The organism is Sphingomonas pollutisoli (assembly GCF_029167165.1).
Lineage (GTDB): Bacteria > Pseudomonadota > Alphaproteobacteria > Sphingomonadales > Sphingomonadaceae > Sphingomonas > Sphingomonas pollutisoli.
This window is the reverse complement of the sequence record NZ_JARFNJ010000017.1, coordinates 37,929-63,787: the sequence shown is the minus strand read 5'-3', so window position 1 is coordinate 63,787 and position 25,859 is coordinate 37,929. Positions and strand designations below refer to the sequence as shown.

Here is a 25,859-nt window from a genome sequence, read left to right as displayed (position 1 = left end):
AGTGCGGAGCGACCTGACCACCAGACCGCTAACCGCACCGGATCCCCTCCCCCTTCCCTTCTTCCCGCCCGGCGGGACACAGTCTCCGGCCGAGGGTTGGACAGCATGGACAGTCCGATCAGTCTGGAAGGGCACTGTGCTCCCCGGTGCAGTGGTCAAGCGGCGATACGCTCCGCTCGCCGTCGCGCCCGCAACCCCAGTTCCTCCATCAGCACATCGTTCCAATCATTCAGGCCTCGCCAGGGCCAGAGGGTTCTGATTAATCGACCCGGACGCGCATAGGTGTCGAGGGCCCGTTTCGCTGCCAGGCGACCGCCCTGATCGTTGTCGGGCAAGAGGATCAGTTGATCGACAAAATCGGGAATGGCGACGCGCGCCAGCCGTTCATTCCCAAGTGTTGCCCAGACGGGAATATCGAGGAGGATCGCAGCCGACAGAGCGGTTTCGATCCCCTCTGCGAGACCAAGGCATCGCGTCGGTCGATAGAGGCGCACCGCCCCGGTAAGAGGGCGACCGAGGGTTAGCTTCGCTTTGCGCAGATCGGTGGCGAGCCAGGGTCCTGCGCGATCGAAGAAGCAGCGTTGGATCGCCGTAATGCCGGCATCATCGCGAACCGCGGCGATCAGCGCTGGCCTGAAGGAAACGCAGTGTTTCTTCCCCAGCGGGGTGCGCGGATGGTAACGCAGGGCCGCAGGCAGGTGGGTGATCCCTCGCGACGCCAGATAGGTCGCCACTAGCGTTTGCTGCGGCGTCCGGGTTTCGCCCCAGACGGCGAGCGCCCGCTCCAGGTTGATCGTGTCAGCGGGCGAAGGGGGGCGGACAATGGCGTCCTTGTCCACAGGAACATCGAGGTGCAGGCGGCGGATTGCGCGCATGACCTCAAGACCGCTGCATCCGGCAAAGCATTTGAAGAGCAGACTGCGATCACCGACCCGCACCGACAGGCTCGGGCTCCGGTCATCATGAGCTGGGCAATGGCACATACCGCCCGAGGCGGTCCAGGTTCCGCCGAGTTTTCGGACGAGTTCAGCGGCGGCCGTTTCAAGATGGAGGTTTGAGATCTGGGTCATGGATAGTGTCCATTGAACGGACCCGATCAAGGGCCCCGCCCCTTGATCCCACTCCCCTCTCCGATCCTTATGGTTGGAGCGTCCAGCATCTCGCGCGGATAAGGCTCGATCAGTCCCGGCGTAGCTCGAAAACGACGGGACCGGCCCCGACAGATCGATTAAGGACAAAATGTTACAAGAACGCCGACTACGAACTGTCATGCTGGGCATTCCACGAGCGGAGCATGGACATGATCACGCGACAGTCATCAGGCGAGACCATGATCGCAGCCTGGAATTGGAAGCCCGCGATACGGTACTGTCGCAGGCTTACCGTTTGTTTGTTCAGGTCTCTGATGTCACGGGCGATATTTAGTCAGAAGATAACCCGTCCGATTCGTGGGCAACATATGGCCTCTGCACCTTTGTTCAGGCGATGGTGCTATCGCCCAGTGATTATTTCTGCGTGTGTCAATGAGCATCGGCATCCTGCGCGACCGGATCTGTCCGCTCCAGCGCGGGCGAACAGGTGATCTATGTCATGCATGCTCCCCAGCGTCTTCGCGGCAATTGACCGGTGCGCCATGATCAGCTTGGCAGCACACGCACACCGCTTGATGGGGCAACAATTCGGTCGAGACCTATTTGCGCTTCCCGCGCTTGAGATGCTTTTCGATCTCTATGTAGGCAAGGATCGCAAGCCGCGTTCCTTGACGGGTCTTTGCACGGCGACGAATGCAAGCGAGCGTACAGCGCTCAGAATCATTCACAGGATGGTCAAGGGCGGATTGCTATCGCTCGCACCCGATCCTCAAGACGCGCGCCGGATGAATGTGGAACTCTCATCGCAAGGGATTCAAATGCTGGACAGCTATTTTGATGGATTGGTCAGCTTGCTCGGGAGACCGGAACTCCTGGAGTCTCGACGGTGAGCGGAGAGCCGGGACGCGAAATGGATTGCGCCTCTCGCCGTGGCTTGCATCCGACACGGATCTAATGCAGATTTCGAGAGCAGCGCGGATCATCAGGCCGGGGGCCGCCTGTAGGATTGACCTGGCGGGACATCATTGGCGCCCATCCATGACGGTTGGGATTGCACGTCTTACTTTGAAACCCGCCGCCCCTGGGTGGCCGTCTCGTGGTATTTTACTCACATGAACTTCGCGGTGCGCGTCGTCATGCGCCCACTCGAGGCGTGGTTTGAGACCATGCTTCACCCAAACGACGGCGGCCGTTGTCGCCACGCCGAAGGCCGCGCCATCGGGCGCGATCAGCTCGATTCAATCTATCGGGTCGAGGCGCCAAAGCTGCGAGCCCTGCTCCGGGCGAAGGTCTGGCTCGAGGACGAACGCGCCGACCTCGTGCAGGAAGCCTTTGCGCGCCTTGCCGCCTCGCGATCCTCAGCAGCGCAGGAAAATCCCGGCGCCTATCTTCAGGGCATATTGCGGCATCTGCTTGCCGATCGCGTCCGGCGCTGGTCGAAGACCAGGTCACTCGGCGAGGCGGATCTCGCACTTGGTCGCGAGCCGCTTGGTCCTGACGCGGCCGCAGAGATAAGCCAGATGCAGGAACGGTATCGGGCGGCCGTCGAGTCCCTCCCTCCCAAGACACGCGAGGTCTATTTGCTACACCGAGTCGAGGACATGGAATATAAGCTGATAGCCGCCCGGCTCGGCATCAGCATTCGCACCGTCGAATGGCATGTGGCCCAGGCGATCATTCGGATCAGTAAAAGCGTCGGCAAGGATGGTTGAAGGTGAATTGCCCGAAGGTCCGCCTCGGCGAGACCAGTTGCTGGAAGAGGCGTCCTTCTGGTTCGCCCGCATGCGCGCGCCCGATGCGGAACAGCACCGTGCGGCCTTTGAGCATTGGCTGAAGCTCGGAGCGGCGCATCGCGGTGCCTATAACCGTGCCGGGGAGATTTTTGCGGTCGGAAAGTTTCTTGCCGAAGAAGCCAAGGGCTCATCGGCGAACGGGGCCGAGGAGCAGCCGGCGGCCAATGACGATGCGCCGTCGCGCTGGCGCTACGCAGCGATGGTGGCCTGCCTGTTCGTGGTTGTCGGCCTGGGCGCATGGTTCAGCCAGGGTATCTTGTCGTCCTTCATTCTCCCGAAAGAGCAGTTAGCGACGGTCCCGAATACGTCAGCGGTGGCGGCTGCTGATCGCAAAGTGTTTTCGACCCGGAGTGGTAAAAGGGACATGGTGAGGCTGGCCGATGGCTCGACGGTAACGCTCGAGGGTGGCAGCGCGCTCGTCGCGCTGTTCGACAGCCATAGGCGCGAGCTGCGCTTACAGACAGGGCGTGCCCGCTTCGAGGTCGCGCATGAGTCGCGTCCATTCATCGTATTTGCCGGCGACGGCAGCGTCACGGCGCGTGGAACGATCTTCGACGTGATTGTCGGCCAGGATAATCTGGTGACGGTGCGCCTGCTGCGTGGAGCGGTCGACGTGGAGCGTCCATCGGGGCCGGGCAGTGCGGGCAAGGCGAGTCAGCCGGCGGTAACGCGGCTGGCTCCCGGCGAGGAATTGAGCTTTGGCCTGGCCGCGATCCCTGATCTGACCGCGGCCCCGCGCATTCGAGCCGAGACGTCTTTCGCCACGCCGCTGTCCACCCCGATCCTCAAGGAATTCGACCGGGCGCCCTTGTCCGAGGTGATTGCGGAAGCGAGTCGCAGTTCGGGCATCGCGATCCGCGCGGGCGACTCTGGAGTGGGCTCGCTGGCGGTCTCAGGCCGGTTCCGCGTCGATGACCCCGAGCAGGTCGCCGAACGGCTTGCGAGCCTTTTCGACCTGAAAGTCGACCACACGCGACAGGATGAAATCGTCCTCCGGGCTAAATAGCAAGAAATTTATCGGAGCCACCCCGTAGATTGCAGTTTTGTGGCGATGCTCCCTGAAAGTCCCGTCAAATTGGCGGAATTGACCAAGGGGATCATCAATGGGGGTAAAGGCGATCGGCATTCGGGGGCGACTGCTCGTGGCGGCGGCGATGGGGGCGATGGTCATCGCCACGCCGGCCATGGCGGACGATGGTCGTCGGCAGGACTATAATGTTGAGGCCGGCGATCTGGGAGACGCCCTACGCACGGTCAGTCGCCAGTCGGGCCGCGAGATAATTTTCAGCGGGAAGGCCGTCGCCGGCATGAGAGCCCCGCGCCTCCACGGCTCCTTCAGCGCGGACGAGGCGGTCAGGGCGTTGCTCGCCGGCACCGGCCTGATCGCTGAGTTCCGAAAGGATGTCGTCATCATTCGGGGGCGATCCGAGGCGTCGGGCGAGACAAGCGATCGTCCGACGGAAGTTCAAGACATCCTGGTGACTGGCTCTCGAATTCGCGGCAGCCAAGGGACAAGCCCGGTCATAAGTGCCACACGCGAGCAAGTGTTGTTGAGTGGACAGTCAGGCCTCGGCGACTATATTCGGAGCATCCCACAGAATTACAATGGCGGACAGAATCCGAGCGTCGCCGGTGGCGGGAACCAGGGCGGCAGCAACAACAATGTCAATGGATCATCCAATCTAAATCTTCGTGGTCTGGGTGCCGATGCGACGCTGACATTGATAAACGGCCACCGCGTCGCCTATGACGCCGTCGGCGCCGGTGTAGATATTAGTGCAATCCCGTTGGCCGCAGTCGACCGTATCGAAATCGTCGCAGATGGCGCATCGGCGATATACGGCTCGGATGCTGTTGCCGGCGTGGCAAATGTCCTGCTGCGGCGTGATTTCAACGGTCTGACAACATCCGCACGTATCGGCGGATCTACCGAGGGGGGCAATTTCCAACAACAATACGATCTGGTGGGCGGCAAACGCTGGGGATCTGGCGGCGCTCTGGTCGCGCTCGACTTCTCGCGCAGTACCGCGATCAACGCCAGCGACAGGTCGTATACGCGGCAGATTGATGGAAGCACCACCCTTTATCCCAAGCTCAAGCAATATTCGGCGGTTTTGGCGGGCCATCAGGCAATCGCGCCGGGCGTTACGCTCGAGATCGACGGGCAATATAGCCATCGGACGTCCGAGGTGAATTTCCCTTATCTCCCCGACAAGGACGTGACGGTTGAAGGATTGCGTTCACAGCCTACTGTCGAGTCTTATTCGATCACACCCACTCTTCGGATCTCGCTCCCTGCACGTTGGCAACTCTCCCTCTCCGGCACACATGGTCAGAGCAAGTCTCATCTGCTCTCTCATATCTATTCGGGCGGTGAGGAGCTTGCGCTTATTGGAATTCAATACGATGGGCGGATCGATTCTGGGGAGATAAGCGGTGAAGGTCCCCTCGCTCAATTGCCCGGAGGCGAGCTTCGCTTTGCCGTAGGGACTGGCTATCGTTCGGTAGGTCTCGATGCGTCGTCGCGCCGGACGCTTTTCGGTACGACCACGACGACCCTGGATATCTCGCCGATCCGCGAGAATTACTATGCTTACGGCGAACTCTCGATTCCGCTGGTCGGCCCCGAAAACAGCAGGCCGCTGCTAAATCGGCTCCGGCTTACGGCTGCCTCGCGGTACGAGAACTATCGCGGCGTCGGCGATCTCGCCACGCCGAAATTGGGCGTGATCTACGAGCCACATCGCGCGATCGCAATCAAGGCGACGTGGGGCAAATCCTTCAAGGCGCCGACGTTGTTCGAGCAGTATCAGGCGACCCAAGGTACACTGATCCGGGGAACCGGGTTCCAGAACAACCTCGGCGGACGGCCAGCGCTTCTACTCTATGGTGGCGGTCGCGATCTCGGCCCGGAGAAAGCGACAACCTGGACGACCTCCGTGGAAGTCAAACCCCTTCCCGGATTGCGCATCGAGGCCAGCTATTTTGACGTGCGATTTCGCCAACGGATCGTCGAAGCGATCGGCGACACGAACCGCGCGTTCGGCAATCCGATGTTCGATGGCCTCATTCTCTACAATCCATCCGAGCAGCAGGTTCTCGCGGCGCTGGCCACGCTCGATACGCCGCTCCTCAATGCGAGTGGCCAACCGCTGAACGCGGCAAACATCAGCGCGATCTTCGATGATCGGCTCCAGAACATCTCCCGGCAGCATACGCGGGGCGTCGACCTGTCGGCGTCCTACGACCGCGAATTCGGACCGGGCGAGCATCTCAATCTCATGGGGTCGGTCAGCTACCTCGAGGGCAATCGGCAACTCAGTCCAGGACAACCAACCACGAAGTTGGTGGGGCGGATATTCAATCCGCCGCATTGGCGAGCCCGAGGCGGCGTGAACTGGACGCAGCGCGACGTCACATTCGCAGGTTATGCAAACTATACGGGCGGAACGAACGATGATGTGATCCTTCCAGCGGAAGATGTCGGCTCATTTACTACGGTCGATGCTACCATCCGGTATGCGCCCAAAGGAGCACAAGGCGTTTTGCACGGGCTCGAATTGGCGTTGAGCGCGACGAATATCTTCAACGAGAAACCATCGCCGATCCGTACCAGCGATCCGATCGCCATCCCCTATGACAGCACGAACACGTCAGTAACGGGCCGGGTCATTAGCTTCACGATCACAAAGAGCTGGTAATGGCGGCGGTTCCGGCCGGTCTCGGCATAGGCATGGCCGCGTTGCTTGGCTTGGCGTTTCCAGCAAACGCCAGCGAGCGTTGCGCGGGAATTTTGCCCGGCCCCAGCGCGCCGGATAAGCTTCAGCGGCCGTTGGAGCCGATCGACCTTGTCCGGCTGCGCGACATAGGAGCAAGCTACACGGTCCCGTCGAGTGCAAAAGCATTCTCAATATCGCCCGACGGCAAGCGCGTCGCCTTTCAGATCCGTCAAGCAGACCCTGGCTCGAACGGTTATTGCCTCACCATGGTTGTCGTGGATTTGCGGCACGGGTCGCTGCCTAAGATCGTTGACAGCGGTGGCGATTATATCCGCTGGAGCTTTGAGTTCCGTGGAAAAGCGGGGTTCCCATCTGGTCTACCGGTCACCGTCACGCCACATTGGTCACCTGATGGGCGATGGATCGCATTTCTAAAGAAAGTTGGATCGACGACCCAAGCCTGGCTTGCGCGGACGGATGGTAGCGGGAGTTCAGCAATTACGAAGGCGTCCACCGATGTCGTCGATCTGGGGTTCGCCGCAGATGGTCGCGGGATCATTTTTGCAACCCGGCCCGGCCTCGTCGCAGCCTCTGCGAAGATCGATCAGGAAGCATGGTACGGGTTTCAGTTCGATGACCGCTATTCGCCAATGACCCGGAGCCGGCCTTTTGCAGTGGGTCCGATGGACGAGGAGTTGTTTGTCCTAGACATCGCGAGCGGGGTGGTTCGGCAGGCCGACGCAGCCGAAAGTCGAGCGTTCCTCCAGCCTTCCGGCAGCATTCCAGATGCAGTCGAGGTCGCCCTTTCCACTAACGGCAAAGCAGCTTGGGTAATTCCGCCGCAAGGCGACGACTTCTTCTGGAATCGGAGGTTGGCTTTCCAGGACGGCAGTGGCGAAACGCAGGTCTGCCGAGCGACCCCGTGTTCGTCCTGGGTCAGCAAACCGTGGTGGACAACAGATGGCCGTCATGTGCGCTTTTTTCGGCGGGAGGGTTGGGCCGAGAGCGTGACCGCAATCTATGAATGGACGCCGGCTACTGGCCGGCTGCGCCGGCTCTATCGCACTGAAGATCTCTTGGTGCAGTGCGAGCCTTGGAAAGGCCGGCTGATCTGCCTGCAGGAAAGTTCGATCAATCCCAGGCGGTTGGTCGCTATCGATCTAGATAGAGGAGAGGCCACGGAGTTGTTCGATCCGAACCCTGAGTTTCTAAACATCAGGCTTGGTGCTACCGAACGCCTTCGTTTCAAGAATGATTTTGGAATAGAGAGCTATGCTGACCTGGTGTTTCCTGTCGGGTACGAGCCCGGTAAGAAATATCCTCTTGTCATCGTGCAGTATGAGACACGGGGCTTTCTGAGAGGCGGGACCGGAGACGAGTATCCGATCCAGGCATTTGCCAACCGTGGATACATGGTTCTCAGCTTCGCCCGCCCTCGCGACATCGGCTATTTTCGTGCAAAGGACGAAGCGGGGGTCAGCAAGGCTGATACGGAGGATTTCGCGGACAGGAAAAGTGTTCAGTCCTCCCTCAGGGAAGCGATCCAAATTCTCGCTGATCGCGGGCTGATCGATAGAGACAAGATAGGAATCACCGGACTAAGTGATGGAGCCTCGACCGTCTTGTTCGGCTTGATCAACGATCCGATGTTCGCGGCTGCGGCGATAAGCAATTGTTGCTTCGATCCGACCTCGATGCTGCTCGTGGGACCGACCGCAACGCGCCATTTCGTCGAGGAGGGATATCCAGCGCCGACCGCGACGGCCGACGACTTTTGGAAGCGTATCTCTCTTGCGCGCAACGCCGAGGCCGTCAGAACGCCGATCCTCATGCAACTGTCTGACGACGAATATCTCACCGCGCTGGAAAGCTACACTGCGCTCAGGCAAGCCAACGGTCCGGTGGAGCTTTATGTCTATCCGGATGAGCACCACATCAAATGGCAACCGGCGCATCGGCTATCGATCTATGAGCGCAGCATCGCCTGGTTTGATTATTGGCTGAAGGATATCCGACCTTCGTATAGCCGCGCAGCGACGGAAGTTCCCGGATGGGATCGCCTACGAGAGGCACGCCGGTAGGTTGATTTCACGATCAATCGGGGCGTTTGACTTGGCCAGCCAATGATCAATCCAGGCTTCGGTATCGAGAAACGCCATGATGCGAACATGGGCTCCGCCGAGATCCGGGCGATCATCCGAGAGCGCCGCGTCGAGAGCCGCGGGGTCGGCGATTTCGCGTTCGACCAGATGACCACCGAGGAGACGGTCCCGTATGGCAGCGCGGTGTCGGGATATGATTGCCTGGCAGAATGCATCCGGCCCTCCTTTCGACTGCCTCGACACGATTGCCTGAGGAAGCCGATTGGAAAATGCCTGCCGCGCAATCGACCTGTTTTCACCGTTTGCCACCCATTGCCAGGACGGAATGCCAAGGCAGCATTCGATGACAGGCTGACTCATCAAGGGATTGACGATAGGCGGCGCTGCTGTTGGGTCCATTCCGTCCAACTGCTGCTGGATGCGAAGCAGCAACGCGATGTGCCCTGATTTTCCCGGCAGCGCGTCTCGCGGCGCGATGAGCCAAGGGTGCTGATCGTCTGCTCCATCGAGAACCGCGGCAATGGCAGGATGTAGAAACTCTGGATCGGTGCGCCAGCTATAGGCATAGCTCGGGCGTCGCCAGATGCGGTGCGCTGTCAGGAGCGCTTGCCAAAAACTGGCTCCCGAAAGTTTGCAAATGTCCAAAAGGGTTTTAACCGAACCAAAAGCCAGCCCCTCGGTTGCGTAACGATCGACGACCGGTGACGCCGAATAGGAGAATGCGAATACATTGTCGCCGCCATTGCCCGTGAATATGGCGTCTGCTTGGTAATACCGCGCGATCTCCAGGATAGCCGCATCATAGGCCTGAGCCTGAAGCCGGCCTATTGGCCGCGGGAGATGTGCGACGCTGGACACGCCGAGATCGATCTTATCCAGATCGTGTTTTCGCTCGTCCAGATGCGTGTCGAGTTTTTCGCATAGCGTGCGTGCATAGTATCGCTCGTCACCATCCGGGTCGTCAGTCGAGAGCGTGATGCAGGAGAGCTTGCGGTTCGCAGCGCGCAAAGCGGCAGCGACAATGGAAGAGTCGAGGCCTCCAGACACGCCAAGCACGATCCGGTCGAACTGGGAAGATAGGGCACCGACAGTGGATTGCAGAACCCTTGCCAAGTTCTCCGCATTGGCGTGTTCGGACTGTTGCTCTCCGCGACGGACATGATCCCACGGTGTCCAGAGAGTATCGGTGCTGATACCGTCTTGCAGTAGTTGAAAAGCGGTTCCTCTCTGGACCTCGTGCAGACCAACCAGGCCGGTACGGCCGCTGGGCTGGCCGCCAGAATAAAAGTATCGACTGACGAAGCCCCAATCCACCTGGGGGCGATACAACCCGCTCTCAGCCAGGATCGCTGGGTCGGAGCCGATTACGCGGCAATCAGGTCGCCCGGCGAAATAGCATGGTAATGCACCCGAAGGATCGCGGATAATTCGAGGACCGCGTTGGTCATCGACAAGTGCAACATATCCACCCCAGTAGCGATCGATGAGCGAGGCACCCCCAGTGGCAAGGATGCGCTCAGCCTCAGCGGGCTCGATTGCTTCGATCCGGCGACCGGGTCCGTGTCGATAAAACAGTGAGCCGAAGATGGCCCCGCATCCATTCGGCAACACCGTCACCAACTGCGGATCAGAGGCAAGAAGAACGGCATGGCGCGCCCGATAAACGATAGAGAGACCGATCTGCGGGGGCACGCGCGTCGCGAACAGATCCAGAATTTCTGCGCGACGCGATTCCACAATGAGGTATCGGGGAGCCATCAGAGCGCCAGGATGGGTGTAAAGATACGGACCTGGTCAACCGAATCCGTGAGGATTCGCGATTGGTCCTGAATCCAGCAATGCGCGGTAAAGGGGTTCACCCGAACCCCGATAACCAGCTGCGGATAATATCCCCGGCGATTGCACATGGAGAGAAAGGCAAGCGATCTTGGCAGGCAAGTGTTCGTGCGGCCAAAGAGAAAATCGGTTGCGGCAAAAGCGCCGACAACGGCATCGACGTTTGAGCTGGTCCCCGTGCCTCCGGACAATCGGGTAGCGCGTCGTTTCCGAGCGAGATGCCGATAGATCCGTGGAAATCCGTTGATCTTCAGGATCAACAGCGCCGACAGTCTTTCAACCGTAGCCAAGGCGATAAGGCCTGCGTTGGCGTCAAACGGTAGTGCCACGGGCGCGGAGGTGTCTAACGCGTTCGGATGAGATGGAGTGGCAGACGTGACGGCCGCTGGCTGGATCGTCAGGATATTCCGGCACCGGAGCCAGTCGATCTGCTCGGGATTCGCCGCCCCCCTAACAAATGCCTCGAACGCGGTCTCGCCTGCCGGAGGCAAGCAGAAATAGCGTCCTGCTGCCGCATCGAGGAAGATCGCTCGGCCGCCGCAAAAACAATGGTGTAGATTTTCGCGGACGGACAACATCCAGCATGCCCCATTCAAAAATGCGGGCGCTTGCTGGATCCGGCCGGCAAGCACCCGCACGCGGCGATCGCTCAATCCTCGGCGATACCGATACTGGTGCGGAGTCCGCCCATGAGGTCGTCCTTGTTCCCGTCCGGCCCGCGGGTCAGCTCGGAAACATCACCGAGATCCAGGACGTCCTCGGGCAATGTTTTGGTATCCGTTTCCATCGAAATATCTCCAGATAGGTTTATGGATCGCCGGGCGACTGCAACCGCAGCCGCGCCGGTTACTCGTCCGTCAGGCCGATGGTTTGGCGAAGGCCACCGACGAAGTCGTCGCGGTCGCCGGAGGGACCCTTGGTCTCCTCGACGATCGCGCCGAGATCGATCACGTCGCCGTGTTGCTGTTCGTCATTGCGCTCCATGACACGCTCCTCTTGATCCGCCGCGAGAATTCGCGGCAGTCCAACGGTAACCGAAGCAAATCGGGGAATGGTCGGAATATATCCCGACAAAATGGCGCGGTATCCGTGCGCGCCAACTCAACATTCATCGGGAATGCCTCCCGAGACAGCGAAGCCAATGTATTCTGCCAGTTTTTCTTATGTTGGCCGTTGGTGGCGATAGTCCCTAACAGCTTTTTGACGGTGGATTCGCCGGTCGTGATAGGCTTCGATCCGCCGGCGAATGTTCTTTTGGACATCCGTTACGGCGGAGTTGGTGAGGGTTCGCAACTCCCTGGCGGCCTCCTTCGTGTCTGTGATTTCCAAGATCCTCGGATAGTAAAGCCGCTCGTTCATATTGCGAATTGTAGCGATGGCCCTCGGATTGCCGGTGGCTTGCGCAAACGCCAGGAAGATGGCGCCGGTGTGGGTCGCAAGGTCAATCGCCGTGGTACCGATCGAAGCGCCGGCGAGGCGGTCGAGGGTTTCCCGGAGCATCGATTCCCGGACGCCATGGACCAGGCTCAGGATCAGATGCATATTCCAGGCGTAAAGGTCGATGAGATCGTCCGGTCCATCGAACGCAATCCTGAACCCACCGTCGGGATGGGGATCGATCAGTCCTTCCCCCATCAACCGGCAGGCTGCTTCCCTGACCGGAGTCTTGCTCGACCGATAGCGATCGGCAAGTTCGGGCACATCGAGCTTTTCACCGGCCGAGAAATGCCCAGCGAGATAGTCCGCTCTCAGCGCCTGATAGACGCGCTCCTGCATGATCGGATCGAACGCCGACATCATCAGGCCGGTCCGATCGCAAGGGTCGGGCCATGCCATATAGGCGTCAGCGCTCTGGTCAGTTGGTTGAGCTTGCGCTCCGCGATCACCTCGATGCAAAGCCGTTCGAGATCGCAGAGGTCGCCGGCAGCGAGCTGCAATGGATAGGACATGCGTTGGCCGGCAAAGAGGAGCGGTATCAGGATATGTCCGGTCGACAGACCGAGACGATAGGCGCAGATCAAATGATCATCGAGAGTAGATTTCGGGTTGCCAGACTCAATTTCCCGCAGCCAACGCTCGCCCATACCAAGTTCCCGCGCTAATTGGCGCTGCGTGAGACCGAGTTTCTTCCGTGCCTCTTCTATCTGTCGCCCGGACTGCAACTTGACGTGCGAGAGCGGACTTTCAGCAACGGAAGCCGCGCATTCGTGCGACATTTCCGTGTCTCCTTACGGGAGATTCCGCCCGCCAAGGCCAATCGAGCTTTTATAGCTAGGTGGACATACCACCATGGTCAAGAAGAACCCCAGCCAAATTGTCGGAACTGGAGCGGTCAGGTCTATGGAATAGTGCGGTTATTGACCTGCGGGCGTCGCAGCGCGGTCTGAGTGCGCTCAAACGCATCCATGAGATCGGCCCCTCTCGCGTTGGGCAGCTGCTGGAGCGCGAGGAGATAGATCATGCCCAGAGTCGGCGGTTCGCGGTCAGGCGTGGCACGCTGGATCCGATCGACGATGCGCGAGGCGATGTCCCATAGCCGCTGCGGCGCGCCGACATGGTGCTCTTCATTGCCGCTCAGCCGCGCTTCCCCCAACTCGCCAAGGCGCTCGACGATGGCGCTCGCCGGAACGGTGTCGAGATAGTTCACCGCGACATGCAGCGTGGTCCCCCACGCGATGAGGCAGCGAGTCGTGCGAATAAGATGGCAATGCGAGTCGATAAAGACATCCATGCCGGCCGGGGACAGCCGGAGTTTGAAGCTGCGTGTTGCTCGGCCCATCTGCGTTCCACCTCCTCTCTTTCGGTATCTGCCGCCTCTTTGAGTGCGAAAATCGGTCCATTTTTACGCCAATTTTGAACAAATCGGCACTGAAGTGCCGATCAACGCCATTTCGTGCCTATTCTGCGCCTGACCGCCGTTTGCATTCAAATTGCGGACTTTTCAGCTTTCTTTCGCCGGATCGGCACTTCAATGCCCTCCCTATTGCGGACCTTTCGAGGCGCCGTCATTTCTCGTGCCGCACCGGATCGACGGTCATCGGCAGCCCCGGCTGAAGCCCGAATACAGTCGGTCCGCACCAGCCAACCCGAAATTCAAGCGCCGTCCCGCGCCACGAGGAGACTTGTCCTATGAACATGCGCCCCCATTCCGGGCTTGCCGTGATGCTGCCGCTGGCCCTGCTGGCCGCACCCGCCCAGGCCCAGGACAATCCCCGCGACGCGGAGGCCTATCCCTGCGATCAGCGCGGCGACCTGACGGTCGTCCAGGATGGTCCGAGCTATTCGATCCGTCCCCGACTGGTCGTGGCGCAGGCCCCCTCGCCCACCAACACCACGGCGACCGCGATCTCCATCGGAACCGCCCTCAAGGTCGACTCGCGTATTTTCGCGCAAGCCGGCGGTCTCGTGAAGGAGGCTTCCCATGCGCCGCGCCGCTGAGCTGCTTGGCGCGGCGATGCTGGTGCTGGCGACGCCGGCATTTGCCCAAGATGCGCCGGCGGGCCCCGCGACCAGTGAGCCGCTCGCCGCCGCCGCGGCAGATGCCGAGCGCGAGCTGCGCCAGACCTTCACCAACCTCACCTTCGAGGATTTCGGTCCTGCGCCCGTGAAGGGGCCAATCTATCAGGCGAGCGCGGGCGGACGCATCATCTATTTCGCGCCGGAAAGCGGGCACCTGCTTTTCGCCGCGGTCTATGACCGCAACGGGCTCAACGTCACCGCCCTCGCGCAGGATGCCAATGCCCGCAAACGACTCGCCGCGATCGACCCGGCCGATGCGCTGCTGATCGGCCCGGCCGGTGCGCCCAAGGTGATCGAGTTCACGGACCCCGACTGCCCCTATTGCCAGGCGCTCGAACGCTTCTGGCTGGCCAAGGCCGCCGAGGGCAAGCCGGTGCAGCGCCTCATCTACTTCGTGAGCGGCATCCATCCCGAAGCCGCGGCGAAAGCGGAGCATATCCTCTGCTCGCCCGACAAGGAGGCGACCTTCAAGGCCATCTATGCGGGCGCGAGGCCGGCGACGCTTCTCAAATGTGCGACCGGGCATGACAAGGTCGCCAAGGATGCGGCCACCGTTCGCAAGATGGGGATCAGCGGCACGCCGACCCTGTTCGTCGACGGCAAGCTGGTCTCGGGCTTCCAGCAGGCGGAACTCCAGGCCTTTGTCGATCAGAAGGGAAGCGCCGGTGTGCGCCCCTGAGCCTCGCGTGGCAGCGGGCATCGTCCGCTCGCGCCCTTTCCATCTGGCGGGCCTCACGACCGCTCGCGGCAGCCGCTCGAAGGAGCGCGCGCCCGGCGGTTCGAGGGCCGAGATGCCGGCGGCCGTGCTCTTGTGGAGCCGTCCAGAACTGCCGTCGGCCGGACACGATTTCGATCGCAGCCGGCAGGCATGTCTTCGGACGGCTCCTTTCTTGAGGAGACCATCAATGCTCAAACTGCTTCGCCTGCAGGGCTTCGGCTCGGCCTATCTGGCCGGGAGGGGGTCCTTTCTCGAACGGCTGCGGAGCCGGACGCTCACCACCCTCGACGCCGCCCTTCTGCTGCTGGTGGCGGCGCTCGCCGGCACGGGCGTCGCCCACGCCTTCGCGGCGCCGGCGGCGGGCGACCTCGGCTATGACATCTACGACATCGTGGTCAACCAGGGCGTCAAGGGTCCGCTCGGCTTCGTGGGCGGCGTCGCCGCCTTCCTGTTCGGGGTCTCGCGGCTCTTCTCCAACATCATGATCGGCATCCCGACGATCGTGGCGGCGGTCTGCCTGATCAAGGCGGACTCGATCCTCCAGACCTTCGGCATGGTGATCTGAGCCTCGGCGCGCCGCGCCGGGCCTCCGGCCAGGCGCGCCTTTCGAGACGGGGGGCGGTGGTCGCCTCTCGGAAATCACGCTGATGCGTGATGAAGCAAGGGAGAAGGACGTTGGATGAACGTCTTCCGCAGTTCCTGCACCGGCCGGTCCAGATCCTCTGGTTCGACAGTCAGGAGTTCATCGTCGTGATGAGCACGATCTTCGTCGCGGTCATCGTCGGCGGGATCATCGGCTGGGCGCTCATTGGCGTTCTTCTCCTCTTCATTCCCTGGAAGCGCACCAAGCCGCGCGGATTCATCCCGCATCTGGCCTGGCGCTGGGGCCTCACGCGCTTCCGTCACTATCCGGGTCCGACCCAGACCCGCTTTTTCGAGTAGAGCGCATGGGGCATCCTTTCCGACGTAAAGCCGCGACCGACATGATCGGCGACACGCGCCCGAGCTGGCATCTGCACCGCTATCTCCAAGGCTCCGCGAACCTGTTCGAGGAGAACCGGCTGCTCAAGTTTGCGATCATCGGCCTGTTCGGCATTACCGCGGTGCTGGGGACCGTCCTCTATACCTCGAACCAAAACAGTCGCACGGTGATCGTGCCCTTCGGTTCGGGCGGCGATCTCTATGTGACCGGGAACAAGCCGTCACAGGCGTATCTGCGCACGATCACGTTCAACATCGTCAGCCTGTCCGGCACCTATTCTGCCTATTCCGCTGATCGCCAGTTCCAGGAGCTGCTGACGATCGTCCATCCGAGCAGCTATAACGGCCTGCGCGACAGCCTCAGCCGGCTGCTGGATGAACTCAGCAACAATCCCACGCTGTCGATCGCGACCTACATCCGCGGCGATCAGCCCGTCACCTATACGAGCAGCGAGATCGTCGTGCCCGTCGAGAAGGTGCGCGTGATCGGCGGCGTGATCCGCAAGTTCCGGGGCGATCTGCACATCCGATACGCGCTCGAGAACGGCCGCTTCTGGCTGACCGCCCTTCAGGAGGAGAATTTCAATGCCGATGTCCGGTAAGCGAAGCCGTGTCGGCCCGTTGTGGCTTGCCTGCTTCATGACGCTGCTTTCGGCGTCCTCCACCACCCTCGCCCAATCGATCGCGGCGCTGCCTGACCAGACCAGCCGGATCCGGCTGTCGAACCGGGACGTGAACCATGTCGTGTGCGTCGGCGGCGAGATCGACGACGTCAGATTCTCGGCCGAAAAGGGCCTGGCGGTCGAGCGCGGCGGGTCGGACGCCTGGATCAAGTTCCTGGTGCTCGAAACCGACGATGCCGGCGCGAAGACCCGCAGCTATGTGACGACGCCTTCGGAGTTTTTCGTCTCCTGCAATGGCGCCATCTACCCGCTCTACGCCGAACCGGCCGACATTCCGGCGCAGACTGTCACGCTGATGCCGGGCACCGCGCAGCGGGCTCGGGCGAACGACGCGCTGCTGGGGCCGCTGGTCGAGGAGGAGCGCGCGGTCGGAATCGCGCTGGCCATTCTGCAGGACCGGGTGCCTGCGTCCTTTTCGGAGGTTGCGCCGGCGAGCGCCCCGCTGATGATCGCCGACGTGCCAACGGTCTCGCTCACCGAGCGCCGACGCCTTGAGATCGAGGGCGCGGGGCTGTCGGTCAGCGAATATCTGGTCAGGGCAAATACCGCGGTGACGCTCGACGAACGCGACTTTCTCGATGGCGCGCTGGGGTCGGACATCTTCTCGATCACGCTCGATCGCCTGAGCCTGGCTCCGGCTGAGACCGCGCGGCTGATCGTCGTGCGGCGGAGTATCCAGCAATGAGCCCCGAAAACGCCTCCGGCCCCGATAAGGGCGCCCCTTTGCCCCCGGCCGATCCGCGCGACGTCCATGACGACGTTTCTCTCCGTCCCGCACTTTTCGATCTGCGCGCGCAATGGGAGCGGCTGACGTCTGACCAGAAACTGCGCGCCAAGCAGCTCGGCGTGGTCTCGACGATCGCGCTGCTCGGCATCGGTCTCTACACGGCGTCTTCGCATGGCGGCAAGGAACCGCCCAAGCCGCCCGAAGCCTCCAAGCTCGACATGGGCGCGGGGCTGCGTGGCGACAGCCTTGAAGTAAAGCTGCGCGGCGATCTGCAGAAGATCCTCGATGGGCAGACGCTGCTCGGCGACCGTGTCACGGCGATCGAGGAGGGCAAGGTCGTTCCCGGCACCGCAGGCGCCGTTCATGGCCCGGCGCCGACCGCCGAGGACGGACTCCCGCCGGCATTGCCGGGGGATGCGCCGGCCTATCCGCCGTCGCCGCCCGAAGCGAAGGCCGAGGCGGACAAAGTGCCAGCGCCGCCCGCCGCGCCGACGGCACCCCCCGCCCCGCCTGCGCCTCCAACCGAACGGCAGGTCGGCGCGATCGGTGCGGCCACCACGGCAGTCGCGGCGGAAGGAGGCGCGGCCGGCGGGGCGCGATCAAAAAAAGCGACCAGGACAATCTATTTGCCACCTGGTTTCATGAAAGCGCGACTGCTGACCGGCATCGACGCGCTCGCGAGCCGGGACGCGACCAGTAACCCCGAACCGATCATCGCGCGGGTCCAGGCGCCAGCGGTGCTCCCGAACGACGTGAAGGCGAACCTTGCGGGTTGCTTCGTCATCGGCAACGCGACGGGCAGCCTCGCCAAGGAGCGAGTCGAGATCCAGCTCGTCTCGATCTCGTGCGTCGATTTCGACGAACATGCCGTTGTCGATCAGGCGATCAAAGGCTTCTTCGTCGATGCCGATGGCAAGAAAGGCCTGTCGGGCAAAGTGGTGACCCGGGCCGGCGCGACGCTCGCTCGATCGTTCATCGCAGGCACCATTTCCGGCATCGCCCAATCGGTCGAGAACACCTTCGGCGACGTCTCGACCTCCGCGCTCGGCAGCGTCCGCACGCTCGACGCCGGAGATGCGGCCAAGTCCGGCATTGCCGGGGGCCTGTCCAAGTCCTCGGATAAGCTGACCGATTTCTATCTGGACCTAGCCCGCCAGGCGGGGCCCGTCGTCGAAGTCGGCGCCGCCAAGGATGTGGTCGTCGTCGTGCAGGAGGGCCTCGCCCTCGAAATCAAGCCAACGGTCGGGAGCAAGTTCTGATGCGCCCGATTGTCTCCAGCCAAGGAACGCCCCCCATGCCGATCTCCGGTTTGCGCCCTCCGCTGCGCGTCATGCTCGCCCTTTCCGCGATCGTCGGACTCTCGGGCTGCGCCACGGTCGGCTCGATGATGTCACCCTATTCCGAGAAGTTCGATTGCAAGAACAAGGATCACGGCCAGTGCATCCACCCGGAAAAGGCCTATGAGGATGCTGTCGCCGGGGTGGTATCCAAGTCCGATCCGGCAGTCACCAATGACAAGAAAATGCTGCGCGGCACGGCAGCGGAAAATGGCGGCAAGCCCGCCAAATCGGGCAAGGTCGTCGCGGGCGGCTCTGCTTATGGCAGCTATAAGGACAGCGTCTATCGCGAGTTGAAGGGGCTGATCGATGCGCCGGTGACACCGATGCTCAAGCCCGCGCGCACGGTGCGGACGCTGATCCTTCCCTATGCCGACCGGCAGCGGCCAGATCGCCTCTATATGCCGCGCTACGTCTATTCGGTGGTGGACAAGCCGGTATGGGTCGTGGGCGGAACCTTGGTGTCCTCACCCAGCCAGGCATCGAAGGCGCCCGTGCTCGGCCAAGTCAAGGAACAGGCAGCCGCGCCGGGCGATACGCCCGACGCGCCCCAGCCCGCTCTGCCGGAACCCCGGCCATGAGCGCGGCGACATCCCGCGGAGGGCTTAGCTATGCGCGGCTGCGCAACGCCGTCCGCCGCGACAGCTTTTCCGACTATCTCCCGCTGATAGCCTGGGACGGCGACACGGAAGCGTTCCTGTGCCTCGACGATACCTGGGGCCATGCGTGGGAGATCGTGCCGACAGCCTATATGTTCGCGCACGTTCAGGGTGCGCTTCAGGGCCTGCTCAACATCCATTTCCCGGACGGTACGGTCCTCCAGCTTCACACCTTCGCCGATCCGCTGATCGACGATGCGCTCGACGCTTTTCTCGATCTCAAGACCCGCGACGATCCGCTGATCCAGGCTTCGGCACGTCGGACACATGACTATCTGAGCCGCGGCCGCCACGGGCTAAAGGCGCTGCATGGAATCCCGGTGCGGAACTTCCGCACCTTGCTGTCGATCAAGACGCGGCGCCCGCTCGGCGACGATCTGCGTCGCCAGGTCGAGGAGCAGCTTTCCAAGCTCGGCATCCGCCGCCTCGAGCCCGAAGAGATGGTCGCGTTTTACCGACGCGTGTTCAACGGCGTGACGGCTCCTGCCCCCGGCGTGTTCGCCGATGGCACAACGGTCGGGGCCCCGCCGATCGCCAAGCAGATCATAGACGCCGGCCCCGATCTCGTTTTCGAAGGTGCCGAGGTGTTTCTCGGCAACCAGGTAGCCCGCTGCCTGACCCCAAAGGCACCCGCGCGCAGGATCACAGCAGAGCGCGCCAACCGGCTGATGGGCGGCATGCGCGGCTCCTCGGAGGACAGCGACCAGATCGGCGGGCCATTCCTCTACACGCTGAACATCCTGTTCGATCATTCGCAATTCGAGATCCACAAGCGCGCCCAGATCTTGTCCGCGCAAAAGGCTGCGGGCTCCTTCGCCGTCGAGGTCGGCAAGCAGATCGATGAAATCGGCTGGATTCTCGACGAAGCCGGTAACTCCAAGTTCGTGCGCGTGATTCCGACGGTCTGGGTGTTCGGCCGAGACCGGGCACACGCCCGCGAACTGGCGGCGCGCGCCAAGCGGCTATGGGAAAGCGAGCCGCTGCCCTTCTCGATGCAGGAGGAGAGCTATCTCAACCCGACCCTGCTGGTGATGAGCCTGCCGTTCGGCCTTTACCCCGACCGGTCGACGCTCAGGATGCTGGAGCGCGACTTCCGCATGCCGGTGAAGGCTGCGGTGCTGATGGCGCCGATCCAGACCGATTTCCGCGGCGGCGGTCGCCCTGCGCTGCTCTACACGGGCCGCAAGGGGCAGCTCATCACGCTCGACCTCTTCGACCCGCGCATCAACAACTACAATTTCATCGTTTCGGCTGAGAGCGGCGCGGGCAAGAGCTTTTTGCTTAACAACCTCTGCCAGCAATATTACGCCAATGGCGCGCTGATCCGCATCATCGATATCGGCGGGTCGTACCGGAAGCTCTGCACGCTGTGCTCGGGCCGCTATATCGACATCGGCGAGGAGCATCTGGTCCTCAACCCCTTCGACATGGGGCTGGCGCTCGACGGCGACGACAAGCAGTCGGCGATCACGATGGCGGTCGCGATCGTCGCCGAGATGGCCAATGCCTCGACCCGCAAGGGTGTCACCACCTCCGAATGGAACCTGCTCAAGTCGGCGGTCCAATGGACGATCGACACCGGACGCGCCGATCACGGCATCGATGCGGTGCGCGAATGGCTCGGCACCTATCCCGCGCTCGTCGAAAGCGATCTTGATCGCGTCGAGCATCTGGTTCCGACGGCACGCGAGCTGGCCTTCAACCTGCGCGATTTCGGATCGGACGGAGCCTATGGTCACTATTTCAACGGGGCCTCGACGCTCGACATTCGCGCCGATGAATTCGTGGTGCTCGAACTCGAACGCCTGAAGGCGATGCCCGACCTGTTCAACGTGATCGTGATGGTGGTGGTCAACGCGGTCACCCAGGAACTTTACCTGTCCGCCCGTGACCGTCCCCGCTTCGTGCTCTGCGACGAATCCGCCCAGTTCATGACCGGAGGCGATGGCCAGGATTTGTCGCGGCTCGCCGAGGCCTTCGGCCAGGGCTATCGCCGCGCGCGGAAATATCGCGGGTCGTTCGGCATCGTGCTCCAGAGCATGAACGACCTGCTGCTGTTCGGGGGCACCGGCCAGGTCATCCTCGAAAATGCGGCGACGCGCTTTCTGCTCCAGGGCTCGACCTATGACCGGGCGGTCGACAACAAGATCCTCGACTATTCGGGGTTCGTCCTCGACCTCCTGAAATCGGTCCGCAACTCCAAGCCCAATTATTCGGAAGTCTTCATCGACTCACCGCTGGGCCTGGGCATCGCGCGGCTCGTGGTCGATCCCTTCTCCTACTGGATCAACACGTCCGCGCCCGACGAAGTTGCCGCCTTCGAGGGATTGCTGCGTCAGGGCCTGTCGCCGCTCGAGGCGGTCTGCCGGTTGGCAGGCGTCGATCCGGCCAAAATTCTGGGCGGGGAGGTCTGATCGTCATGCGGCGTCTCTTCACCCCTCATCCCGACCAGCTGAAGCTGGAATGGCCCGATGAAGACCTGATCGAAAAGATGGTCGAAGAACGGGTCGAGGAACGGTTCGAGGCAGAATCCTTCCGTTGGCGCTTTCGACTGGTCGGCATCGAAACCGTCATGATGGGGTCGCTGGTGCTGATCGCTGGCCTGCTGCTCCACCAGCCCACCATGCTTGTGCTGCGGGCCACGGCGCTGGTGGCGGCGTCCTGTTTCGCGACCGGCCTCCTGCTGCTGTTCCTGTCGGCGTCCACCGCCAAACTGATGACGCGCCTGCGAAAAGGTCCGCGCTCGTGAACGGGCTCATCTCCGCCAAGCCGTCGCAAACGGCGATCCGCCTCGCATTTGGCGGTTTCCTGCTGCTGCTGGTGCAGAGCCTGCTGCTCCTGCTTGTGCCGGGGCTGGATGGCAGCGTCCGCTTGCTGGTCTGGGTGCTCACCCCAATCGCCCTGGTCGCCTTCGTCGCGGCGTTGGTCGGCCTCCCCGATCCACCGGCGGAGCATTGGAGGCGGCGCCATGGCCGCTAAGTTTCGCCTCCCGCCCCTGAACACCGGCGACAGCCCCGGCACAGCCATCCGCTCTGCGATCCTGCTCACGGGCGACTGTCGCGAGCAAATGCCGGCGAGAGGGCCTTTCGACCTCATCATCGCCGATCCGCCCTATGGCGACACGTCGCTGAGCTGGGATCGACAGGTCGAGGGCTGGCTGATGCTGGCGCGCGCGGCACTGCGGCCGACTGGATCGATCTGGATCTTCGGCTCGCTGCGCTCTTTCCTGCGGATCGCGCCGGCGCTTCACAAGGCCCGGTTGCGCCTGGCGCAGGACGTAATCTGGCAGAAGCAGAACGGCACCAGCTTCCACGCCGATCGCTTCCGGCGGGTCCATGAGATCGTCGCGCAGTTCTATCGGACCGACACGCCGTGGCGACTGGTCCATAATGCGGTCCGCACGACGCCCGACGCAACAGCCAGAACGGTGCGGCGCAAGACGCGTCCCCCGCATATGGGCGATATCGGCGTCGGCCACTATCGCAGCCTGGACGGCGGCCCTCGCCTGATGCGCTCGGTCCTGGTCGTGCGGAATTGCCATGGCCGGGCCATCCACCCGACCGAAAAGCCGGTCGAGCTGCTCGAAACCCTGATCGAGACGTCCTGCCCGCCCGGCGGCCTTGTCGGCGACTGGTTTGCCGGATCGGGTGCCGTGGGCGAAGCCTGCCTCAGGACGGGCCGGCGCTATCTCGGTTGCGAGATCGACCCCGCGATGGCGGAACGCGCGCGCCTGCGCCTGCAGGGCTTCGCCGCCTTCTACCCGGAGGACGGCGATGACTGACCGCACTAACTTCTGCGCTGCCCGCGCGTTGGCGGCCCTGCTGCTGGCCGGCGCTACGCTTGCCGGTGCGGCCTACGCATCCACCGCCCAAATCGGCCGGACATGGCCGATCGCCGAGCCCGATGCGCTCGCCGAGATCGAAGCCAAAGTGGCGACGCTGCCCAAGGATATGAGCAAGGCCTTCGGGCCGCGCGAGCATTGGAGCGCGCTCAAGGCGGCTCCCTTGGCCGTCGCGGGCGCCGACCGGGTGCGGACGCTTGTTCCCTTCTACACCCTCGACTTCGATATCCAACTGCCCGACGGGCGGGTCCTCTATCCCAAGGGCTTCACCTTCAATCCGCTGACCTATGTGCGGCTGCCGCAGCGACTGGTGGTCGTGCATCCGCGCGATCTTGGCTGGGCGCTGAAGGTCGCGCGGCCGAGCGATTTTATCCTGTTGACTGCGCTCGGAGGTCAGAACGGCGACGCGATCGACCTCAGCGAGAAGACCGGACGCGCCATCTACATTCTCGAAGAGCGCGTGAAGGATCGTCTCGGGCTCACGGTCGCGCCGGTGATCGTCGCGCAATCCGGCACCAAGCTCGTCCTCACCGAATATGGCCCCAAGAGTCGGCCCATGCCGAAAGGAGCCAGCCAATGATGCGCTCTTTGTGCGGAGAGGATTGCGCTCTATGGCGCTTCTATCAGCTGGCCTATCGTCGCGACGGGCAGATAGAGGCGAAGCGGAGCCTCCGACAGGGCTCGGAAGCCGTAACGCAGATAGAGCTGCTTGCGCCTCTCGACTTGCACCGGATCGCCGCAGTCGAGAACATCGAGAAGCACAACAGCGATTCCGAGGTCACGGGATGCCCGATAGATGCGCTTGAGAGCATCGGCGAGCAGGAGGCCACCATAGCCTTGGCCCTGATAGCGGGCATCAACCCCAATCATCGAGATGAAGGCAGCGGGAATCCGGCCATGACTTGGCCGATTGCGGGCGAAGGACCCCGGCAGATCGGAATAATGAATGTCGTGCGCGTTCAGCGTGTAATAGCCGACGATCCTGCCTTCCCTAGAGACGAGAACGAAGGCGCGCACATTGTCGGCCTGGGCCAGCTTGTTCGCCGTCTTGCGCAGATAGTTGTCAACCGGTCCAACGCCGGAAGCGAAACTCGTTCGGTCGTGCCGCTTGGGGTCGAGCGGCTCGATGTTCATTTCTTCTTCTGGCACGCAGTTTCGCTCTTAGCGGTTTTCGATCATCCGGTCGTGACGCGCGAAGGCTTCGCGCAGCCGCTCGGTGGGCGCCGGCGGATTATCGAGGGCGTTGAAGAACGCCTCATGATCCACGGGTCTGAGCACGGTGCGTTCGTGCGTCGAGATAGTCTCAAGCGCAGCCTTGTATGCGGCGTTGATGGTGAAGACCGAGTCATCCACGCCCGAAAGCGCCGCGGCACGCTGAATGGTCCGCTTGATATGCGGCTTCGTGCGAAAATTCATTCGCACCGTGCTGCGCTCGCTCACCGAGCCGGTGAAGTCGTCGAACGCCTGCATGACCTTTTCCTTTCCATTACACAGTGGCCCATCATGTACGTCGCAAAGACGCACATTTCAAGAATAACACGCGCCCGTCCGATCATGCGCGTCCAGAGGGATCAATGATGCGTCGCTGGAACGTCTTCTTTATCGGTGTCCTGATCGGCCTTGTGGCAACGATTGGCTGGCCGAACCAGGCCCATGCCTCCATGTGCGAGGCTGGAACGGTCTTCAATCCGATTACCAAAGTCCGTTGGACGTGCATTTTTCCCATCACGGTCGGCGGCATCCGTATCGGCAGCTACGACAAACTCGACAAGGCGCTCGACGCGCAGTCGGCGTCCAAGCCCCTCTGCGCCTGCCGGAAAGGCCTACAGTTCTGGTTCGGGGTCAAGGTCTCGTACTGGTCGCCCAACCGGATGATCGATGTGGTGACCGAACCGGGCTGCATGATGGCGTTAGGCGCCGATCTCATGCCGACCGGCGGCAAGCTGCAGGGTAGCCAATCGTCGATCTCCGACGGCACCAACACGCGCAAGATGTTCGCACAGATGCACTATTACATCAGCCCCGTCTGGGCGATGCTCGATATGTTCACGGACCTGCCGTGCCTCGAGAATGACGGCTTCGATGTCGCCATGATCACCGAGGTACTGCCGACTTGGCAATCGGGCACTTTGGGCGCGATTATCCAGCCCGAGGGCATATTGTTCGGCAATCCCGCCGCCGGCCTCGCGTGCATGGGCGACAGCGCCGCTGCCGCAGCCGGGAAGGTCATCGATCCTCTCTTCTGGTGCATGGGTTCGTGGGGGGCGACCTATCCGATCGCCGGCGACATCCATTTCGACGACAGCGTCGAGGCTTGGGCCGGGCTCGCCGCGCGCGGCACCTTCATGATGGGACGCCTGGGCGCGCTTACGATCAGTTCGGCCGACGGCTGTTCGTTCATCCCCCAGCCTATCTGGACCAAATCGCGCTACAAGCTCCAGATCATGGAGCCCGTGAAGGGCGGCAAGTGCGTCAATATCGGGCGCCCTGGCGCGCTATGGTCCTCGGCCAAGCACGCTCCGGGCAAGGACAACGCCCAGTTCATGCTTTTTGAAAAAGTGATCTGCTGCGCCGGGATTGCGGTGCCATGAGCAGATCGCTTCCCCAACATCCTGCGCACGCTGCCGGCCATCTTCGGAGGCCTGCCCGCCAAGGCCTGGAGGGCCTGGGTTGGCTGCGTGGGATGGGAGCGGCGTCGAACAGCCCCCTCGGCGCCGCTCCACCCCCGGTCAGCACGGCCACCGGTCCCTCCACGGCACGGGAGGGCGCCCCCCAGCCACTCCGCGCCGCGGTGGCCGTGCTGACCATCTTCGACGGGCAGGCCGTCTATCGCGTGACCGCCTCGGATGAGGC

Annotated in this window: 29 protein-coding genes; 19 read left to right on the top strand and 10 right to left on the bottom strand. The window is 62.3% G+C overall.

The annotated features are described in order from the left end of the window. Positions 1–155: 155 nt before the first annotated feature. Positions 156–1,070, bottom strand: coding sequence for a DUF7146 domain-containing protein (locus tag PX554_RS23740; protein ID WP_067735168.1), 915 nt, complete (start codon positions 1,068–1,070; stop codon positions 156–158). A 563-nt stretch (positions 1,071–1,633) separates the two neighbouring features. Between PX554_RS23740 and PX554_RS23735 the strand changes: the two genes are divergently transcribed. The 5 genes from PX554_RS23735 (at position 1,634) to PX554_RS23715 (ending at position 8,684) form a co-directional block, all read left to right on the top strand. Continuing rightward, positions 1,634–1,981, top strand: a complete 348-nt coding sequence (locus tag PX554_RS23735; RefSeq protein WP_169800999.1) for a winged helix DNA-binding protein — start codon at positions 1,634–1,636, stop codon at positions 1,979–1,981. Positions 1,982–2,116: 135 nt separating this feature from the next. Continuing rightward, entirely contained in the window at positions 2,117–2,803 is a 687-nt protein-coding gene (locus tag PX554_RS23730; RefSeq protein WP_275504707.1) for an RNA polymerase sigma factor, read from the top strand. Then, on the top strand, positions 2,796–3,890 hold the full coding sequence (locus PX554_RS23725) for a FecR family protein (RefSeq protein WP_067735162.1): 1,095 nt from the start codon (positions 2,796–2,798) through the stop codon (positions 3,888–3,890). The genes PX554_RS23730 and PX554_RS23725 overlap by 8 nt, the downstream gene beginning before the upstream one ends. A gap of 97 nt (positions 3,891–3,987) precedes the next feature. Then, positions 3,988–6,585 (top strand): TonB-dependent receptor, encoded by a 2,598-nt coding sequence (locus tag PX554_RS23720; protein WP_067735159.1) that lies wholly within the window; start codon positions 3,988–3,990, stop codon positions 6,583–6,585. After that, positions 6,585–8,684, top strand: a complete 2,100-nt coding sequence (locus tag PX554_RS23715) for an Atxe2 family lasso peptide isopeptidase (RefSeq protein WP_067735156.1) — start codon at positions 6,585–6,587, stop codon at positions 8,682–8,684. The genes PX554_RS23720 and PX554_RS23715 overlap by 1 nt, the downstream gene beginning before the upstream one ends. On the opposite strand, the gene PX554_RS23710 is transcribed toward PX554_RS23715, so the two are convergent. From PX554_RS23710 to PX554_RS23680, 7 genes are all read right to left on the bottom strand, one after another. Continuing rightward, positions 8,664–10,463, bottom strand: coding sequence for an asparagine synthase-related protein (locus PX554_RS23710; RefSeq protein WP_084384975.1), 1,800 nt, complete (start codon positions 10,461–10,463; stop codon positions 8,664–8,666). The genes PX554_RS23715 and PX554_RS23710 overlap by 21 nt on opposite strands. Continuing rightward, positions 10,463–11,179, bottom strand: a complete 717-nt coding sequence (locus tag PX554_RS23705) for a lasso peptide biosynthesis B2 protein (RefSeq protein ID WP_275489109.1) — start codon at positions 11,177–11,179, stop codon at positions 10,463–10,465. Before PX554_RS23705 ends, PX554_RS23710 begins: the two co-directional genes overlap by 1 nt. A gap of 11 nt (positions 11,180–11,190) precedes the next feature. Then, positions 11,191–11,328, bottom strand: a complete 138-nt coding sequence (locus PX554_RS23700) for a benenodin family lasso peptide (RefSeq protein ID WP_157081165.1) — start codon at positions 11,326–11,328, stop codon at positions 11,191–11,193. A gap of 59 nt (positions 11,329–11,387) precedes the next feature. Continuing rightward, entirely contained in the window at positions 11,388–11,525 is a 138-nt protein-coding gene (locus tag PX554_RS23695; protein WP_157081164.1) for a benenodin family lasso peptide, read from the bottom strand. A 177-nt stretch (positions 11,526–11,702) separates the two neighbouring features. Next, positions 11,703–12,341: a GntR family transcriptional regulator gene (locus tag PX554_RS23690; protein WP_067735147.1), complete on the bottom strand. Its 639-nt coding sequence runs from the start codon at positions 12,339–12,341 to the stop codon at positions 11,703–11,705. Then, entirely contained in the window at positions 12,341–12,757 is a 417-nt protein-coding gene (locus PX554_RS23685; RefSeq protein WP_084384973.1) for a helix-turn-helix domain-containing protein, read from the bottom strand. Before PX554_RS23685 ends, PX554_RS23690 begins: the two co-directional genes overlap by 1 nt. Before the next feature lie 122 nt (positions 12,758–12,879). Then, on the bottom strand, positions 12,880–13,320 hold the full coding sequence (locus PX554_RS23680) for a hypothetical protein (RefSeq protein ID WP_067735142.1): 441 nt from the start codon (positions 13,318–13,320) through the stop codon (positions 12,880–12,882). Between the two features lie 350 nt (positions 13,321–13,670). On the opposite strand from PX554_RS23680, the gene PX554_RS23675 reads away from it, so the two are divergent. The 13 genes from PX554_RS23675 to PX554_RS23615 all read left to right on the top strand — a co-directional run bounded on the left by PX554_RS23675 (position 13,671) and on the right by PX554_RS23615 (position 23,586). Further along, positions 13,671–13,979 carry a hypothetical protein gene (locus PX554_RS23675; protein WP_067735139.1) on the top strand — a complete coding sequence of 103 codons (309 nt, stop codon included), beginning with the start codon at positions 13,671–13,673 and terminating at the stop codon, positions 13,977–13,979. Next, complete coding sequence (locus PX554_RS23670) at positions 13,963–14,739, top strand: DsbC family protein (RefSeq protein ID WP_067735136.1); 777 nt, start codon at positions 13,963–13,965, stop codon at positions 14,737–14,739. The genes PX554_RS23675 and PX554_RS23670 overlap by 17 nt, the downstream gene beginning before the upstream one ends. Before the next feature lie 226 nt (positions 14,740–14,965). Continuing rightward, the gene (locus PX554_RS23665) at positions 14,966–15,343 is read left to right on the top strand and encodes a hypothetical protein (protein WP_245656529.1); all 378 of its coding nucleotides are present in this window, start codon (positions 14,966–14,968) and stop codon (positions 15,341–15,343) included. A gap of 110 nt (positions 15,344–15,453) precedes the next feature. Beyond that, positions 15,454–15,720, top strand: coding sequence for a type IV conjugative transfer system protein TraL (locus tag PX554_RS23660; protein WP_067735133.1), 267 nt, complete (start codon positions 15,454–15,456; stop codon positions 15,718–15,720). A gap of 5 nt (positions 15,721–15,725) precedes the next feature. Continuing rightward, complete coding sequence (locus PX554_RS23655) at positions 15,726–16,361, top strand: TraE/TraK family type IV conjugative transfer system protein (protein ID WP_067735130.1); 636 nt, start codon at positions 15,726–15,728, stop codon at positions 16,359–16,361. After that, the gene (locus PX554_RS23650; RefSeq protein WP_067735127.1) at positions 16,345–17,127 is read left to right on the top strand and encodes a type-F conjugative transfer system secretin TraK; all 783 of its coding nucleotides are present in this window, start codon (positions 16,345–16,347) and stop codon (positions 17,125–17,127) included. Before PX554_RS23655 ends, PX554_RS23650 begins: the two co-directional genes overlap by 17 nt. Next, entirely contained in the window at positions 17,124–18,428 is a 1,305-nt protein-coding gene (locus tag PX554_RS23645) for a TraB/VirB10 family protein (RefSeq protein ID WP_067735124.1), read from the top strand. Before PX554_RS23650 ends, PX554_RS23645 begins: the two co-directional genes overlap by 4 nt. Positions 18,429–18,463: 35 nt before the next feature. Then, the gene (locus PX554_RS23640; protein WP_067735121.1) at positions 18,464–19,087 is read left to right on the top strand and encodes a TraV family lipoprotein; all 624 of its coding nucleotides are present in this window, start codon (positions 18,464–18,466) and stop codon (positions 19,085–19,087) included. Continuing rightward, positions 19,084–21,579: a TraC family protein gene (locus PX554_RS23635; protein WP_067735118.1), complete on the top strand. Its 2,496-nt coding sequence runs from the start codon at positions 19,084–19,086 to the stop codon at positions 21,577–21,579. Before PX554_RS23640 ends, PX554_RS23635 begins: the two co-directional genes overlap by 4 nt. 5 nt (positions 21,580–21,584) lie before the next feature. Next, the gene (locus tag PX554_RS23630) at positions 21,585–21,914 is read left to right on the top strand and encodes a hypothetical protein (protein WP_067735115.1); all 330 of its coding nucleotides are present in this window, start codon (positions 21,585–21,587) and stop codon (positions 21,912–21,914) included. Beyond that, the gene (locus PX554_RS23625; RefSeq protein WP_067735112.1) at positions 21,911–22,144 is read left to right on the top strand and encodes a hypothetical protein; all 234 of its coding nucleotides are present in this window, start codon (positions 21,911–21,913) and stop codon (positions 22,142–22,144) included. The genes PX554_RS23630 and PX554_RS23625 overlap by 4 nt, the downstream gene beginning before the upstream one ends. Further along, positions 22,134–22,946: a DNA-methyltransferase gene (locus PX554_RS23620; RefSeq protein ID WP_084384972.1), complete on the top strand. Its 813-nt coding sequence runs from the start codon at positions 22,134–22,136 to the stop codon at positions 22,944–22,946. The genes PX554_RS23625 and PX554_RS23620 overlap by 11 nt, the downstream gene beginning before the upstream one ends. Then, positions 22,939–23,586, top strand: a complete 648-nt coding sequence (locus PX554_RS23615; RefSeq protein ID WP_067735109.1) for a conjugal transfer protein TraW — start codon at positions 22,939–22,941, stop codon at positions 23,584–23,586. The genes PX554_RS23620 and PX554_RS23615 overlap by 8 nt, the downstream gene beginning before the upstream one ends. Before the next feature lie 29 nt (positions 23,587–23,615). Here PX554_RS23615 and PX554_RS23610 read toward each other — a convergent pair whose 3' ends face one another. After that, on the bottom strand, positions 23,616–24,155 hold the full coding sequence (locus PX554_RS23610; protein ID WP_245656526.1) for a GNAT family N-acetyltransferase: 540 nt from the start codon (positions 24,153–24,155) through the stop codon (positions 23,616–23,618). A gap of 12 nt (positions 24,156–24,167) precedes the next feature. Next, on the bottom strand, positions 24,168–24,476 hold the full coding sequence (locus PX554_RS23605) for a type II toxin-antitoxin system TacA family antitoxin (protein ID WP_067735103.1): 309 nt from the start codon (positions 24,474–24,476) through the stop codon (positions 24,168–24,170). A 104-nt stretch (positions 24,477–24,580) separates the two neighbouring features. Here PX554_RS23605 and PX554_RS23600 point away from each other — a divergent pair, with 104 nt between their 5' ends. Beyond that, positions 24,581–25,597 (top strand): TraU family protein, encoded by a 1,017-nt coding sequence (locus tag PX554_RS23600; RefSeq protein WP_067735100.1) that lies wholly within the window; start codon positions 24,581–24,583, stop codon positions 25,595–25,597. Positions 25,598–25,859 lie beyond the last annotated feature (262 nt).